Origin of the sequence: Streptomyces sp. NPDC002779 (assembly GCF_042888685.1) — a bacterium.
Classification (GTDB): domain Bacteria; phylum Actinomycetota; class Actinomycetes; order Streptomycetales; family Streptomycetaceae; genus Streptomyces.
Map to the genome: position 1 here is coordinate 1 of NZ_JBIAQC010000041.1, position 14,974 is coordinate 14,974.

Annotated in this window: 10 protein-coding genes and 2 pseudogenes; 4 read left to right on the forward strand and 8 right to left on the reverse strand. The window is 67.1% G+C overall.

What is annotated here, in order from left to right; all coding sequences use genetic code 11:
• From ACFYW5_RS36990 to ACFYW5_RS37025, 8 genes and pseudogenes are all read right to left on the reverse strand, one after another.
• A pseudogene (locus ACFYW5_RS36990) lies at nucleotides 1-272 on the reverse strand (hypothetical protein); the annotation flags it as partial.
• Nucleotides 273-1,089: 817 nt separating this feature from the next.
• Nucleotides 1,090-1,473, reverse strand: a complete 384-nt coding sequence (locus ACFYW5_RS36995) for a VOC family protein (protein WP_389421541.1) — start codon at nucleotides 1,471-1,473, stop codon at nucleotides 1,090-1,092.
• Nucleotides 1,474-1,804: 331 nt separating this feature from the next.
• Nucleotides 1,805-2,035, reverse strand: a complete 231-nt coding sequence (locus ACFYW5_RS37000) for a DUF6461 domain-containing protein (RefSeq protein WP_389421548.1) — start codon at nucleotides 2,033-2,035, stop codon at nucleotides 1,805-1,807.
• 642 nt (nucleotides 2,036-2,677) lie between these two features.
• On the reverse strand, nucleotides 2,678-3,835 hold the full coding sequence (locus ACFYW5_RS37005; RefSeq protein WP_389421542.1) for an ROK family protein: 1,158 nt from the start codon (nucleotides 3,833-3,835) through the stop codon (nucleotides 2,678-2,680).
• 90 nt (nucleotides 3,836-3,925) lie between these two features.
• On the reverse strand, nucleotides 3,926-5,425 hold the full coding sequence (locus tag ACFYW5_RS37010) for a glycoside hydrolase family 36 protein (RefSeq protein WP_389421543.1): 1,500 nt from the start codon (nucleotides 5,423-5,425) through the stop codon (nucleotides 3,926-3,928).
• A 68-nt stretch (nucleotides 5,426-5,493) separates the two neighbouring features.
• Nucleotides 5,494-6,843 (reverse strand): ABC transporter substrate-binding protein, encoded by a 1,350-nt coding sequence (locus ACFYW5_RS37015; RefSeq protein ID WP_389421544.1) that lies wholly within the window; start codon nucleotides 6,841-6,843, stop codon nucleotides 5,494-5,496.
• A gap of 95 nt (nucleotides 6,844-6,938) precedes the next feature.
• Nucleotides 6,939-7,901, reverse strand: coding sequence for a carbohydrate ABC transporter permease (locus ACFYW5_RS37020; RefSeq protein ID WP_389421545.1), 963 nt, complete (start codon nucleotides 7,899-7,901; stop codon nucleotides 6,939-6,941).
• A gap of 5 nt (nucleotides 7,902-7,906) precedes the next feature.
• Nucleotides 7,907-8,860, reverse strand: coding sequence for a carbohydrate ABC transporter permease (locus ACFYW5_RS37025; RefSeq protein WP_389421549.1), 954 nt, complete (start codon nucleotides 8,858-8,860; stop codon nucleotides 7,907-7,909).
• Nucleotides 8,861-9,127: 267 nt separating this feature from the next.
• Between ACFYW5_RS37025 and ACFYW5_RS37030 the strand changes: the two genes are divergently transcribed.
• The 4 genes and pseudogenes from ACFYW5_RS37030 to ACFYW5_RS37045 form a co-directional block, all read left to right on the forward strand.
• Nucleotides 9,128-11,137: a DUF4832 domain-containing protein gene (locus ACFYW5_RS37030; protein ID WP_389421546.1), complete on the forward strand. Its 2,010-nt coding sequence runs from the start codon at nucleotides 9,128-9,130 to the stop codon at nucleotides 11,135-11,137.
• A 133-nt stretch (nucleotides 11,138-11,270) separates the two neighbouring features.
• Nucleotides 11,271-12,476, forward strand: a complete 1,206-nt coding sequence (locus ACFYW5_RS37035) for a Gfo/Idh/MocA family protein (protein ID WP_389421550.1) — start codon at nucleotides 11,271-11,273, stop codon at nucleotides 12,474-12,476.
• Between the two features lie 346 nt (nucleotides 12,477-12,822).
• On the forward strand, nucleotides 12,823-14,379 hold the full coding sequence (locus tag ACFYW5_RS37040; protein WP_389421547.1) for a DUF4832 domain-containing protein: 1,557 nt from the start codon (nucleotides 12,823-12,825) through the stop codon (nucleotides 14,377-14,379).
• Between the two features lie 96 nt (nucleotides 14,380-14,475).
• Nucleotides 14,476-14,884 (forward strand): annotated as a pseudogene (locus ACFYW5_RS37045) (transposase); the annotation flags it as partial.
• Nucleotides 14,885-14,974 lie beyond the last annotated feature (90 nt).

Consider the following 14,974-nt stretch of genomic DNA (forward strand, 5'->3'; position numbering starts at 1 on the left):
GTGCCAGAGTCCTCGAGGAGATTGGCGAGAATCTTGTGGTTTTCCAGGGCGATGGAGTCGCCCAGGTAGAGGGCACGGACGGGCTTGTGGGCGGGATCTGCGGGTTGCGAGGGGTCGGTCCCCGGTTCCGCTTGCGACTCTGGTTCCGGGTAGGGGCTCTCTTCGGCCGCTTTTCCGGCGGACGTGGGGGTAGCGGGGGGTGCGGGTGCGGCGGCCGCGCCCGAGGGGTCGGAGTCGACCATCATCCGCCAGCCGAATACTGCGGCTACCACCAGAGCGAGCACGGTAGCGGCGAGGGTGCCACCTCTCAACCGGCTTCGTCCCTCGTTCACTTGAACCTCCCAGCTCTCCGCGCGACGACGAGCGCACCACGGTGTCGGCTCCGGGCGCCCACGTCCAGAGCGGAAGTAGCGAATTGGTCTGCTCGGCGACAGTTCGCCTACAGGGCTGGACGCCGGCTCAGTGACGCGCCTAGATCCTGCGCAGCGCGTCCACGAGGTGACTCAGGGCGACCACGGAAACGACGGCTGCTCGGCGTGCGACACCTCCGGCCGGTGGCGACATCCCGCGCACCGGCACCGCATCCGAGCCGAAATGCGTCCGATCAGCTGTAGATGTCACGCCCGGGCGCGCACACAGGGGTCCCGGCATGAGGATCTTGCCGTCTCCCGCAGCGGAATACCGCGTGGTTGGAATACGTGCCTGATACCAGCAGCCCGTCCCGACCTCTCCCCCGCTGACATCCCCCACCGGTCGTCACCGCCGCACTGACGGCGGCACTGCGCGGCGCCTCCGACTGCGCGCAACACGGGTGAGCGCGCCCGATCGTTGGCCGCGTCCCGCCCTCCCATTCGGGACAACCCTGCCCTGACCAGCCGTGGTCAGGACCAACCGACCGGAGGCTGACCCGCACTTCTTTCACGATCACCGTGTCCTTCTCACCCGGCGCAAAGCCATCGGCGGCCAGCAAGCGCACCCGAGCCCGCGCGGCCTGGCCCTGCAAACCAAGACCACTGCCGTGCCCATATCTCATGGGCACGGCGTACCGGAGGGATCTACCCAGGTGAGCCCCGACGACGCACGGAAAGGTCAGCAGTTGCTGTCGTCATCCGTATAGAGGCAGAAGGGATGACCAGCAGGGTCGAGCATCACCCTGACGTTGTCCTGCGGCTGATATCCGGCCTCCCGCGCACCGAGTTCGAGCGCATGGACTACGGCGGCCTGCAGCTCGGCGACTTCGAAGTCCAGGTGCATCGTGATCCGCGGGGCGTCCTCTTGAGCGGGCCAGACTGGGGGGACGTAGCCGTCCGAGAGCTGGAAGGCTATGTAGCCCACACTCTCCGAGGGTGCGACAGCCGCCCCATCGGGCTCTTCCTTGGTGATCTCCCAGCCCAGCAGATCCGAATAGAAGTGGGCGAGCGCCCGCGGATCGGGCGACTCGAGCACGACGCCCCACCAGTCGTGTCTCGACATGCGAGGAGTACCGGGCTCATGACTGGGTCGTCCACGCATGCTGCCACCTATCTCCGGATGCTCCGCCGCGGGTCCTCTGCAAAGGCTGGCCTCTGGACCCTATCGACCGCCCGAGCATGAGGATCAGGAGACCTTGTGCAGAGGGGCGTGCATGCTCGCGGAGCTGATCGGCTTCATTGCGTTAGCCGCTATTGCTCCAAACGGCATCTGCCTGAAATGGATTATTGGTCTGTCGTCGACAGGCCCGCCGCCGACAGCCGACGTTCCTCCGAGTCCTTTGCCACCCACAGTCCGAACCGGCTCTCCAACTGCTCCAGAGCTTGCGGCGGGTTCATGCGCTCGTACGACGGTCAGCCGAGCGCCAACGGCTCGGCTGACCGTCGTCGTACGCCGGAAAGAGTGGGTCGAAGGACGACAGGACACGCCCGTCCACCGCGTACTGCACCCGCTGTACGGCGTTCGCGTCCAGGCTCGCCGCGACGACGCGGGTGCCCCGGGAGACCTGGGGAGGTAGCTCACGGCGGAGACGTACGATACGGACGCCTGGATCGCGACGGACCAGCCCTCGGTTGCCGTCGAGCCGGCCCTGATCACGGCGTTCGTCGAAGGGCGTAAGAAGCCCAGTTCCTCCACGGCCTCCACATCCAGATCGTCCAGGTGGTCGAGATCGTTAGGCTCGTCCGCCGCGTTGCGGGTCTCGATCTCCCGGGCCTCGCGGGCGGTGAGCGGGAAGACGGACTCGCGTTGGACGCCGAGGCGTTCGAGTACCTCCTCCGGCGTGAGGGCCTCGCAGAAGCCGAGGCTGTAGCCGTACGGGTAGGCCTCGTACACCCAGCGGAGTCCGTCTGTCATTCCGTCACCTCGTCAGCATCTCGGTAAGCAGGGATGCGGCTGGCGACGGTGGCCAGGCGCATGCCGACAGGGCGGTTGAAGATGCCGGGGGCCATTGCGGCCGCCTGCTTTGTTCCAGGTCAGGGCCGACGAAATGCCATCCCTGTAAGGGAGCTGCACCCAGACACTTGCTCGAGCTGTTGGCCGTCGCCGGCGGCGGCCAAAATCGCGCTCGTGACTTCACGGCGCTGGAGAGCACGGCGACGCCCCTGGCGAGCATGCCCGCCAGGGGTGCGAGGGCCCCCCAGGCCCAGGCAGCCGCGAAAGGCGCAAGAGATCTTCATTCGCACGCGACCCACATAGGGGTGGGCGCTTATCCGATGGGGGCTCGAGGTGAGGCCAGTTGGGCGCTGAGAAGCCGGTTGTCGACGTCGTCGAGGGCGAGGCGGAGGCCGCCTAGGGCCACGCTCTCGTCGCCGAGGGTGGAGGTGCGCAGCTCGGGGAGGCGCAGGCAGTGCTTGGCGAGTTCGCGGTGCAGGGGTTCGAGGATGATGTCGGCCGAGCGCGAGAAGCCGCCGCCGAGGACCACGATCTCGGGGTCGAGGGCCAGCACCAACGCGGCGACACCGACAGCGAGATCGCGCGTATAGCGGCGTACAGCCACCTTCGCTGCACGGTCGCCTTCGCGGGCGGCCTGGAACACCCATGCGGCGGCCTCTCCTGGCCCGGCGGTCGTGGGTACGCCCGGGCAGGCGGCCAGGTGTCCGGGTGCGTCGAGCCAGCGGACGGCCTTGAGGGCGCCGATCTCGCCTGCCGCGCCGCCGTGGCCGCGGCGCAGGGTGCCATCGAGGATGAGGCCGGCGCCGGTGCGGATGCCGGCGAGCAGGTACACGATGTCGTTTGCGTCCTGGGCGACGCCCTTCCAGCGCTCGGCCACCGCGGCGAGTTTGCAGTCGTTCTCGATCTGGATGGGGCAGCTGAAGCGGTCCGCGAAGTGGGCAGCGGGATCGGCTGAACTCCAGCCGGGCAGCGGGGTGAACAGGGAGGTCCGGCCCCTTGCATCCACCGGGCCGGTCACGCCGACCGTCAGGGCCCAGATATCCGCGGCGTTCATTCCTGCCTGCTCGAGCGCCTCCGTGATGGCCTGGTCGACCACGGCCAGGCGGTGGGCCGGGTCCGCGTCGGGGTCGGCGGACTTGCGCAGGCTCTTGACGAGGTTACCTTCCAGGTCGCTGAGCATCACGAGGACCTTGTGGACACCGATGTCAATTCCCATGACATGACCGGCGTTCGCCCGGAAGCGGTAGCGGCGGGCCGGGCGCCCCACCACGCTGCGGGCGCCCGGCTCCTCCACCTCAGCCCAGCCCTCTGTGACCAGTGCCTGCACCAGGACGTCTACGGCCGGACGGGACAGGCCCGTCCGGGCGGCGAGTTCGGTGACGGTTGAGGGCGGGTTGCCGCGCAGCGCCCACACGATGGACAGCTGGTTCATCTCGCGCATCCGAGACAGGTCCGTGCCCGTGGTCGCCATGCTGTGTACTCCCTGAAGCAGTCGCGGTGCCCGCCATTGAATAACGCTAGACAGTTTACTAATTTCGAGGGCTGCCCGTGCCCGATGACGTCACGAAATCGGATACCGCTGTTGTTCTGCCGGTTCCACGGCCGAGAGGAAGTCGACTTCCCGTCCGTCGATCTCGAAGCGGTACCTGCCGAGCCTGCGGATCTCGGGGCGGGCCTGCAAGTAGGCGGTGAGCGACTGGAGTTCATCGGGGTGCAGCCAGCCCGGCGGGTCCGAGACCGCGCGAAAGCCGCAGATGTCGGCGAGGTCGCGCAGCCAGCTCTGCTGGTGTTCCGTCAGGAGGTTGAGCCTGCTGCGGAAGTACACGACGTCGGGGTCGACTTCGAGCAGCGGCGACTGCCAGAGCCGGTGCAGGGTGTTGACCACGGCGTTGCGGGCGAGGGCGTCGGAGGGGTCCTGGGTCGCGTAGTGCTCCCACTGGGGTGCGACATCGGGTCCGCTGCGGATGCCGTCGAGCAGCCCGAGCGAGGGCAGCAGCGGTGCGCCGCTGCCGAGGAGATACGTGTCGGGTCCGGCCGCCTCCCGGATGATCTCCAGCCCGATCCGGTACGCCTCTTCGCGCCCGACGCCCGTGGCCCGCACGCCGGGGGCGGCGGCGGCGCCGATGAAGTCGGCCTTGAGGTAGCCGAATCCCCAGTCCTGCGTGATGCGCCGGATCATCTCGCGCACGTGGTCCTGCGCCGCGGACCAGGTGAGGTCGAGCGCGTAGTACCCGGTCCCCCAGTTGTGCCCGGCGATCACCGGCTCGCCGTCCTCGCCGCGCAGGAGCAGTTCGGGGTGCTCCCGTACGGTGCGCGAGGTGGGCAGCGCGATGAACGGGGCGATCCACAGTCCGGCGCGCAGGCCGGCGTCGTTGATGCGGTCGGCCAATGCCCGCATGCCGGAGGGGAATTTGTCGTTGGCGTGCCAGTCGCCCACGGTCTGCTCCCAGCCGTCGTCGACCTGGACGACGTCGAAGGGCAGTCCGCGCAGGGCGGTGATGTCCTTTGTGAGCTGTTCCTCGGTGATGTTCTCGTAGTACGCGTACCAGCTGCACCACACGTTCCCGGCCCGTTTGGTGCTACGGCCCAGACGTTCGCCGAGCTGGGCGACGTAGGCGGTGAAGACGTCCTCCTCGGCGCCGTACGCGAGGAACCAGGGCGCGCCCTGCGACTCGTACCAGCCGACGAGGGTGTCCTGGTCGGCCGACAGGCGCGGCACGTCCAGGCCCAGCGCGCCGAGCAGCAGGACCCGGCCGTCGGGGCCCTGCAGTGCGGCGACCGCGGAGGAGTGGTGTCGGGTCGGGTCGTCCCAGACGGTGTCGTCGGCTGTCAGCCGGCGTTCGGCGCTCGCGATGCGCAGGGGCGCGTCTGAGAGCCTGCGCCAGCCGCACGGGCTCCAGGAGTTGTGGCCGTGCCGGTAGAACAGTGCGTCGCCGAGTCCGTGCAGGATCGCGGTGCGTCCGGGCGGCAGCAGCAGTCCGCCGTCGACGGGCCGGGGCGCGCCGTCGCCTTCGAGTGCGACGGCGAACGTGTGCGCGCCGACGTCCAGAAGCTGGGCCATGGATCTCCTTGCATGTGTACGAGGGGTGGGCGGCAGGCACGCCCTGCCGCGCCCGTGGACGAAACGGCTTACTTGAAGAGGCCGTTGACCTTGTCGTTGACACCCTTCAGCGCCGGTTCCGGCTGTGCCTGGCCGAGGATCACCGACTGGACCGCGTCCTGGACCAGCGGGTTGATCTCGGTGCCGTGCTCGGTAACAGGCAGCAGGAAGGTGCTGCTCTTGTCAGCGGCGATGTCGGTGAAGGCCTGCACGTCGCGGCCTGCGGCCTTGTGCGCGGCGAGTGCCGCCTCGGTGCCGGACTTCTGCGCGGGGAAGACGATGGCGCGCTTGCCGACCTTGTCCTGGCACTCGGCCGAGCCCAGGTACTTGGCCCATTTCCAGGCCTCTTCCTTGTGCTCGGTACCGGCCCAGATCGCGTCGGACAGACCGTTCAAAGAGCTCTTGCGGCCCTCAGGGCCGGCCGGCAGCGGCGCGAACGTGAACTTGTCCTTGGCCTTGCCGTCGGTGAACGTGGAGATCGTCCACGAGCCCGCAATGGTGATCGCCCCCTTGCCGGCGCTGACCAGCTCGGCGTTGGCCACCTCCGACTGCTTGCTGAAGGCGGGCGCGTACCCCTTGTCGATGATGTGCCGGAACCAGGCCAGCGTCTCGGCCAGCTTGGGGTCGTCGAAGTTGTAGTGGGTGCCCCAGGGGTTCTTGTCGAGATATGTGAAGCCGTTGGCAGCGGCCAACGGACCCCAGCCGTTCTGACCGGTCGCGCCGTCCTTCCATTCAGGCAGGTAGCCGTAGGTCTTGACGTGGTTCTTGTCGAAGTCGGGGTCGAGGCCGTTGCGTCCCTTGTTGTCGACGGTGGCCTTGGCGATCACCTGCTCCAGGCTGCCGCCGTCGTCCGCGTTCCAGGTCAGGTCGGCGACATCGGCGGCGGAGATGCCCTGCTTCTTCAGGTGGGCGGCGTCGTAGACGAGCGCCATGCTGTCCCAGTCCTTTGGCAGTCCGTAGCGCTTGCCGTCCTTGACCCAGATGTCGGCCAGACCGGCCTGGTAGCCGGACAGGTCGACCTTGTCCCGGTCGACCAGCGGCTGGATGTCAAGGAGCTGGCCGTTGGTCGCGAACTGCGGGTAGTAGGTGCTCTGGTTGGTCCACACGTCCGGGGCGTCGCCGGAGGCCAACTGGGTGGTGAGGTTCTGCCAGTACTGGTTCCAGGCCGTCTGCGTGATCTTCACGCTGATGTCCGGGTTGGCCTTCTCGAAGGCGTCCGCGCACTCCTTGTACGCGGGCAGCTGCTTGTCGTCCCACAGCCAGTAGTCGAGCGTGGTCTTGCCCGAGGCGGAGTCGTCTGATCCCCCGCAGGACACGAGCCCGGCGGTGGCGGCCAGGCACAGCAAAGCCGCGCCCGCGCGCCGGTGCGTCGATCGCATGATGGCGTACCTCTCTCAAAGGGTTGAGCAGGAAGGGAGTTGTGGGGGTGGGCAGAGCTGCGTGGGGTGGTCCGAAAAGCTGGTCAGGTGTGGGCTTACTTGATGCCGGAGAAGTTCAGGGACTCCACCAGGCGCCGGCCCAGAAGGATGAGCAGGATGAGCACGGGCAGCACCGAGAGCGCGGAGCCAGCCATCAGACCGGTCCAGTCGGGCTGGGTGTTGGGTGACTGCTGCAGGAAGATCCCGAGCGCGACCGTGAGTACCCGCGTTTCCTCGTCGCGGCCGCTCAGCAGCGGCCAGAGGTAGTCCTTCCAGGCCCACACTGTGGTCGTCAGACCGATGGTGATCAGCGGGCCCCGACTCATCGGCATCACCACCCGCCAGAACACGCCCCAGGGTCCGACCCCGTCGAGGACGGCCGCCTCCTCCACCTCCCGGGGGATGGAGAGGAAGAACTGGCGCAGGAAGAAGACCGCGAACGGCGTCATCAGGAGGGTGGGCGCGACCATGCCGGTGAAGGTGTTCAGCCAGCCGAGGTTCTTGACCAGGATGAAGTTGGGCAGCAGCGTGAAGATCGGCGGGACCATGAGCGCGGCGATCAGCACGCCGAACAGCGCGTCCCGTCCCGGGAACCTGAGCCGTGCGAAGGCGTACCCGGCCATCGCGCAGAACAGCGTCTGCAGGCTCGCGATCAGGCCACTGTAGACCACCGAGTTGAGCAGATAGCGCAGGAAGTCCACCTGGGCGCCGGACCCTCCGGCGGCCACGGCCTCCTCCTGGCTGGTCAGCCCGAGCACCCGCAGGAAATTGATCATCGTGGGGTGCTCGGGCACGAGCCCGGTGGAGTCGGAGTAGAGGTCGGCCGCGGGCGTGAGGGCGGTGCGGATCATCCAGTAGAACGGGAAGAGGGTGGCGACGAGGGCCAGGACGAGGACCGTCCACGCGGCTATCCGACCTACTGAGATCGTGGGGCGGGTACGGGCATGGATGCGGAGCTTGGCCGAAGTGCTGGGCTTGCCCGTCGTACGGGTCCTGGTCAGGGTACGGCTCATGGTCATTCTCCTCAGGCCAGGTCCGAGCGGGACGCACGCAGCAGGCGCATCTGTGCGGCGGTCAGCACACCGAGCAGCAGCGCGAGGATCACCGCGACGGCCGAGGCATAACCCATGTGGAACTGCGCGAAGGCCTGTTCGTAGATGTGGTAGTAGATGACCCGGGTGACGCCCATCGGCCCACCCCGAGTGGTCACCGCGATGGTGTCGAAGATCTGGAACGAGCCGATCACCGAGACCACCAGGACCAGTGCGAGTACCGGCCGTAGCAGCGGCAGTGTGATCCGACTGAACATTCGCCACTCGCCGGCCCCGTCCAGGGACGCGCTCTCGTAGAGGTGCTCGGGAACCTGCAGCATGCCGGCGTACAGGAGCAGAGCCGTGTAGCCGGTGTACGCCCAGGTGTTGATGGCCGCGATGGTCGGCATGGCTAGGTCGGGCGAGTTGAAGAAGCCGGTGGTTCCCACGCCGATGGCTTCCAGGATGTGGTTGAAGAAGCCCAGGTTGGCGTCGAGCAGCCACAGCCAGATCAGTCCCACGGTGACGTTGGGCACCAGCCACGGCACCAACAGCATCGCTCGTAGCGCCACCGACCGGGTCAGCCGGTGCATCAGTGTGGCGAGCAAGAGCGCGAGGACGGTCTGTGCACCGATGTTCAGGACCACGTAGTAGGCGGTGACCTTCAGTGCGTTCCAGAACTGGTCGTCGCCGATGAGGTCCGTGTAGTTCGCACCGCCGACGAAGTTCGGCGGCGCGAGCATGTTGTAGTCGGTGAGCGAGTAGTACACGCCGCGGACGGTCGGATACGCGTAGAACAGCGCGAAACCCACCAGCGCGGGGGCGAGGAACAGCCAGGCCGCCTTGCGGTCATCGCGCGGCTTACGCGGCTTCTTCGCTCCGCTCAAGTCGGTGCTGCGTATGCCTGAGCCTTTGCGTGGCGGCGCAACTGCCGTGTCGGAGCCCATGGTTACGCCTCCGGGAGAAGATGTCGCGCCGCACCTCTTGCCAGTGTGGCGCCGTGCACACATATTGATGAGCACCAGCGAAACTTTGTCAATGGAAACGCGGAACAGGTTGTGATCCAACCCTCCTGCAAGGAGCCATGACAAAGCACGCGCCGCACGCGGTGCATGGCACGTGAGGCACTTCGCACGACAGCTGCCGCGCCCTGGTCAGGCCGTCGAGCAGCTGACGCGAGCACGTCCCCCCCCCATCCCCTCGGAGGTTGATCCGTGCGCACGTTCTACTCCAGACCAGGCCGCGGTCTCGCAGCGGCGCTCAGCTCCACCGCCATAGCCTTGGCTCTGGCGGCCCTACCCGCCGGCGCCCAGGCCGCGGCCCCCGACGCGCAGCCCGCGAAGGGATCGGCCGCAGCGGCCGCCGGAGTACCCGCACGCCCGGCGCCCGGGCCGAGCCCCGACCCCGCGCTCCCGGTCCACGCCCTCGCTCCCGGCGACTCCCCCGTGGACAATCCGCTCAAGGGCTTCGCCCGCTTCTACCAGCCCGGCGGCGACCAGAACGCGGGCTACCCGCACTCCCTGACCTGGGCGTACTTCGGTCTGTCCGAGGTAATGAACAGCGCGTCGAACTGCGGGAGTTACAACTGGGGCGTCCTCGACAGCGCCCTGCAGGAGATCGCGGAGGACGGCCACCAGGCGGCGATCCGCTTCTACATGGAGTATCCGGGCGGCACCGGCACCCACCCCGCCAACGCCATCCCACCCTGCTTCGCCGGAAAGGTCGCCAACCGCCACAACGCGTACTGGGGCACAACCAGCCCCGACTACGACGACCCGGACCTCCTCGCCGGACTCAAGGACTTCATCGCCGCGTTCGGCGCGCGCTACGACGGCGATCCGCGCCTGGGTTACATCCACCTCGGCCTGGTCGGTCTGTGGGGCGAGTGGCACACATGGCCCTACGACACCGACACATCGAGCGACTCCCACCCGAACTACATGCCCACCCATGCCCACGGCGCGGAGATCATCAACGCGTACAACAACGCCTTCAAGAAGACCCGCCTGGAAATCCGCTACCCGGAATCCGCAGGCGGCGCCGCCAACAACCTCCCGGCCATCGGCTATCACGACGACTCCTTCTGCTACCGCGAGGGCAGCCCGGCGGCAGGCGTAACCCTGCCCATCTCCATGGGCGGAGCTCCCTGGGCCCAACTGCAGAAGGCCGTCGAACAGGGCGTGGAGAACAAGTGGATCACCGCGTCCATGGGCGGTGAGGTCCGGCCGGAAATCCAGACCACGGCGTTCGCCAACTGGCCCGGCGGCTCAGGGCAGGTGGACAACATGAAAGCGTGTATCGAGCTGGAGCACACCACCTGGAAGATCAACGAACGCAGCGGTGAGTACACCGCCAATGACCCGAAGGTGGCCGCCGCGGTCCGGCTCATGGGCTATGACCTCAGCGTGAAGAACGCCTACTTCCACCCCACCGCACAGGGCACCACCAAGGTCGGCGTGCAGATCACCAACAACGGCGTGGCCCCGTTCTACTACCCCTGGCAGGTCAGCCTCGGCCTCAAGAACTCCGCAGGAAACGTGGTGAAGACTTGGGACACCTCATGGGACCTGCGCAAGGTCATGCCGCTGAAGATCCGTGCCTTCCCCGACTGGAACGTCGGATCCGACCCCACGTATCTCGACTTCGGTCGCCCGCAGTACTTCGACACGAACGTGGATCTGTCCTCTGTGGCCACCGGCGACTACCAGCTCGTGATGAAGGTCAAAAACCCACTGGAGGAAGTGAGTTCGGCGGCCAAGAAGCTGCGGTTCGCCAACGCTGGGCAGAAGGCGGACGGCTGGCTGAACCTCGGCGGCATGAGCGTCGGCAGCGGTCAGGGCTCCAACCCGAAGAGCTATGAGGCCGAGGCCGCCGGCAACGCCCTCGCGGGCGGCGCCGCCATCGCCGACTGCGCGGGCTGCTCCGGCGGTAAGAAGGTCGGCTACCTCGGCAACGGCGGCACCCTCACGTTCAACGGCATCGACGGTGGCAGCGGCGGCACGCGCACCGTGACCCTGCACTACACCACCGCCACCGCCCGCAGCGCCACCGTCCGAGCCAACAACGGCGCCGCGCAGACCGTCCAGTTCGACGCAACGGCCAACTGGTCGACCACCGCGACGAAAACGGTTCAGCTGAACCTGCAGGCCGGGGCCAACAACACCCTCACCATCGCCAACCCCTCCGGCTGGGCCCCCGACATCGACCGCATCACCGTGCAGTGATCCAACAGCCTCCCTGGCACTCCGATCCCTAAAACCCTCCTTGCCCCGGGCTGTGCCTGGCCCGGGGCAAGGAGTCCTGTACAACTCACCTCTCCTGGGCGCCACGGCCCCAACCTTGAAAGGCCCGCGCATCATGACCTCTCCCCAACCTGATCTTCGACTGGGTGTCCTGGGGTACGGACTGCGTGGATCCCTCGCCCGGCTCGCGCAGCGCCCGGGAGCCGGTTCCGTCATCGCCGCGGTCGCAGACCCCGACATCGCAGCCAGACAACAGGCCGCACAGGACTTTCCTGACGCCCGGATACTCGAAGATTTCCGCGACGTATTCCACCTGTCGGACATAGACGCGCTCCTCGTCCTCACACCCGACCACACCCATGCACAGGTAGGCGGTGAGGCTCTCGCCGTCGGCAAGCCGGTCTTCGTGGAAAAGCCGCTCGATATCACCATCGAGCGCTGCGACCAGCTGTTGCGCACGGCTCACGAGACGGGAACGCGCCTCTACGTCGGCCACAACATGCGGCACATGCCGGTCATCCGCCTGATGCGGGACATCATCACACGCGGCGAGATCGGCACCGTGAAGACCATCTGGGTACGCCACTTCGTAGGATACGGCGGCGACTGGTACTTCAAGGACTGGCACGCCGAACGCCGGCACACGACAGGTCTGCTCCTCCAGAAAGCCGCCCACGACATCGACGTGATGCACTGGCTCGCGGGTGGCTACGCACACCAGGTGCAGGGTCTCGGCGATCTCATGGTCTACGGCGACATCCCGCACCGGCGCGCACCTGGCGAGCCCAAGCATGCTGACTGGTACACCGAAGAGGGGCACTGGCCGCCCCGGACGCAGCGCGGTCTGAACCCAGTCATTGACGTCGAAGACGTCTCATTGATCAACATGCGCCTCGACAACGGCGTCCTGGCCGCCTACCAGCAGTGCCACTTCACACCCGACTACTGGCGCAACTACACCGTCATCGGGGACGCCGGCCGCCTGGAGAACTTCGGCGACGGCCCGGAAGCGGTCGTGAAGGTCTGGAACACCCATCGATCCACCTACCGTGCCAAGCCGGACTCCCTCTACGAGGTACCCCGGAGCGAGCACGACGCCGACCACGGCGGCGCCGATGCCCTCCTGATGGCCGAGTTTCTCCACTTCGCCCGCAACGGCGGCATCACCGACACCTCGCCCGTCGGTGCCCGCATGGCCGTCGCAGCCGGAGTCCAGGCGACACAGTCCCTGCGTGAGGGAGGCACACCGCAATCCGTACCGGAACTCGCGCCGGACCTCCTCTCCTATTTCGCGTCCGGACAGCTCCGCGCCGCTCGGTAGAACGCGAAAACCCCCACAGGGGCCCATGACCATTCCGCGGAATGCGAAACCGGCTCCACTCAGGCCTCCGTAGCAGCGAGGAGCGAGCCGAGTCCCCAGGAGGGGAACGACCGCTGCCCGCTCTCCCCCCTCCCAGAACTGGTCACGCCAACAGCCATGGCATCGCCAGGCCGACCGGCTCCTGAACCCCGTTCCTCCCCATCGACACCAGGTGCCCCTGGAGATTCAACGAACCTTCGCGCAGCTGGAAGTCACCTGTCTCCACAAACACGCGCCGAAGAATTCCAAGGCGCCGCAACAGATGTCCGCCGGCGGTCGCCGGCGCCCAGCCTGAAGGGTTAGTTTCGTGCCCCATCGTCCAAGACTCTTTGCTCTCATCGGAGCGCTTCTCCTCTCCGCACTGCTGGCGGCCCTTCTGCCGGCATCGGCCACGGCCGAGACGGCAGCCACCACCGGCCCCGCGGGACCGCCGCCCCGGCCGCCTGGGCCCGCCCCCGCCGACCCTCGGCTGCCGACGCACCAGTTGCCTTATGCACCAGGACCGCTGGACAACCCGCTCAAGGGATTCGCGGTATTCCAGGACCAGGTCGGCGAGAACCCGTACCCGCACAGCATCGAGTGGGTCTACCTCTCGCTCAGCGAGGTGATCAACGATCCGAAGAACTGTCGCAAGCTCGACTTCACCCTGCTCGAGGAGCACCTGGACCGCGCCGCAGCAGGAGGCAACCAGGTCGCGATGCGGTTCTACATGAACTACCCGGGAGGCAGCGGCACCCACCCGGAGAACGGCCTGCCGCCCTGCCTGAAGGACTCCGTCGACATGCGCTGGGACGAGTTCTGGAAGCTCGACCACCCCGACTACGACAACCCGAAGCTGATGGCGACGCTCGAGAACTTCATCGACAAGCTCGGCCGCCGCTATGACGGCGATCCGCGCCTCGGCTACCTCACCCTGGGACTGATCGGCCTGTGGGGCGAGTGGCACACCTGGCCGTACGACACGGACACCGCTGACGGATACCCGAACTACATGCCGAGCCTGGCCAACCAGCGCAAAGTGATCGGCTGGATGGACCGTGCGTTCGACACCACCATGGTGGAGGCCCGCTACCCCGAACTGGCCGACGGCGCCGTGAAGAACGCCGACTTCGGCCTGCACGACGACTCCTTCTGCTTCATCGAAGGCGGTAAGGGGGTCACCCTGCCTGAGTCGATGGGTGGCGCGCCGTGGTCGCAGATGGCCGGGGTTCTGCGCGCCGGCATGGAGAACCGCTGGACCACCAACTCCATGGGTGGAGAGGTACGCCCCGAGATCCAGCCTCGCGCGTTCGAGAACTGGCCGACCGGTAACGGTGCGGACGTAGACGACATGAAGGCGTGCATCGAGCTCGAGCACTCCACCTGGAAGATCAACCACTATGGCGTCAACAACTACGCCCACGACGATCCCAAGGTCGCTGAAGCCGTTCGCCTCATGGGATACGAACTGCACGCCACCAAAGCCCATTTCAAGACCGAAGCACGCGACCGCCTCGATGTCGGTGTCACCGTGGAGAACCTCGGCGTCGCGCCCTTCTATTACAACTGGCCTGTCGAGATCGGCCTGCGGGACCGCACTGGGCGCGTGGTGCGCACGTGGGAGACCAGCTGGGATCTGCGCAAGATCCAGCCTTTGAAGATCCGGGCATTTCCCGACTGGCAGACCGACGAGACACACCTGCCCTTCGGACACCCGCAGTACTTCCAGACCGGCGTCGACCTCAACCGTGTCGAGTCCGGCGACTATCAAGTAGTCATGCGGGTCGTGAACCCCCTGCCCACTGGGAAGAAGCTGCGTTTCGCCAACGCCGCGCAGGGTGAAGACGGCTGGCTTTCCCTGGGACATGTGAAGGTTCGTCGATAGCACCGTCTCGGGACGGCGGGTCGGCCTCTTACGGCCGACCCGCCGTCACCACCACCGTAGTCCTGACCGTCCTCACCGCCTAGGGCCTGTGGGGGTGTGACACGCAGGCAACTCACCTATGCCCAGCGGAAGTTCATCGTGCCGTTTTGGCCGATCGGTCGGCCGGTCCGTACCCGGAGCGGTTGCGCGAGCAGTTCGAAGGGATGATCCGGCGGTTCCGGCCCAGTGCCCAGTGGCGGGAGATGCCTGCCGAGTTCGGGCCCTGGGCGACCGTCTACGGACGCTTCCGCGTCTGGCGCGACGCAGGTGTCTTCACCGCCCTGCTGGAAGGCCTGATCGCCGAAGGCGCCCGCGCGGGAAGGACGGACCTGTAGCTGGTCAGCGTGGACTCCACCACCGTTCGCGCCCACCACGACGCTGCGGGACTGCGGGACTGCGGGTCGGCAAGCACCTCATGGACGCCTTGGAGGAAGCAGCGCAGGAGCAGGAGAAGGCCCGGCAAAAGGTGCCTCTATGGGCTTCGTCAAGCTGTAGCCGGGGTGGGTGGCTGGTAGAAGGTGCCGTCTCGGAGCATCGCGTAGAGGACGTCGATGCG

What these genes read in the sequence shown, in the direction of transcription:
- ACFYW5_RS37005 (WP_389421542.1), bottom strand. Translation starts at nt 3,835, where the DNA reads ATGGCGACCACGGGCACGGACCTGTCTCGGATGCGCGAGATGAACCAG.
- ACFYW5_RS36995 (WP_389421541.1), bottom strand. Translation starts at nt 1,473, where the DNA reads ATGTCGAGACACGACTGGTGGGGCGTCGTGCTCGAGTCGCCCGATCCG.
- ACFYW5_RS37010 (WP_389421543.1), bottom strand. Translation starts at nt 5,425, where the DNA reads ATGGCCCAGCTTCTGGACGTCGGCGCGCACACGTTCGCCGTCGCACTC.
- ACFYW5_RS37020 (WP_389421545.1), bottom strand. Translation starts at nt 7,901, where the DNA reads ATGACCATGAGCCGTACCCTGACCAGGACCCGTACGACGGGCAAGCCC.
- ACFYW5_RS37025 (WP_389421549.1), bottom strand. Translation starts at nt 8,860, where the DNA reads ATGGGCTCCGACACGGCAGTTGCGCCGCCACGCAAAGGCTCAGGCATA.
- ACFYW5_RS37035 (WP_389421550.1), top strand. Translation starts at nt 11,271, where the DNA reads ATGACCTCTCCCCAACCTGATCTTCGACTGGGTGTCCTGGGGTACGGA.
- ACFYW5_RS37015 (WP_389421544.1), bottom strand. Translation starts at nt 6,843, where the DNA reads ATGCGATCGACGCACCGGCGCGCGGGCGCGGCTTTGCTGTGCCTGGCC.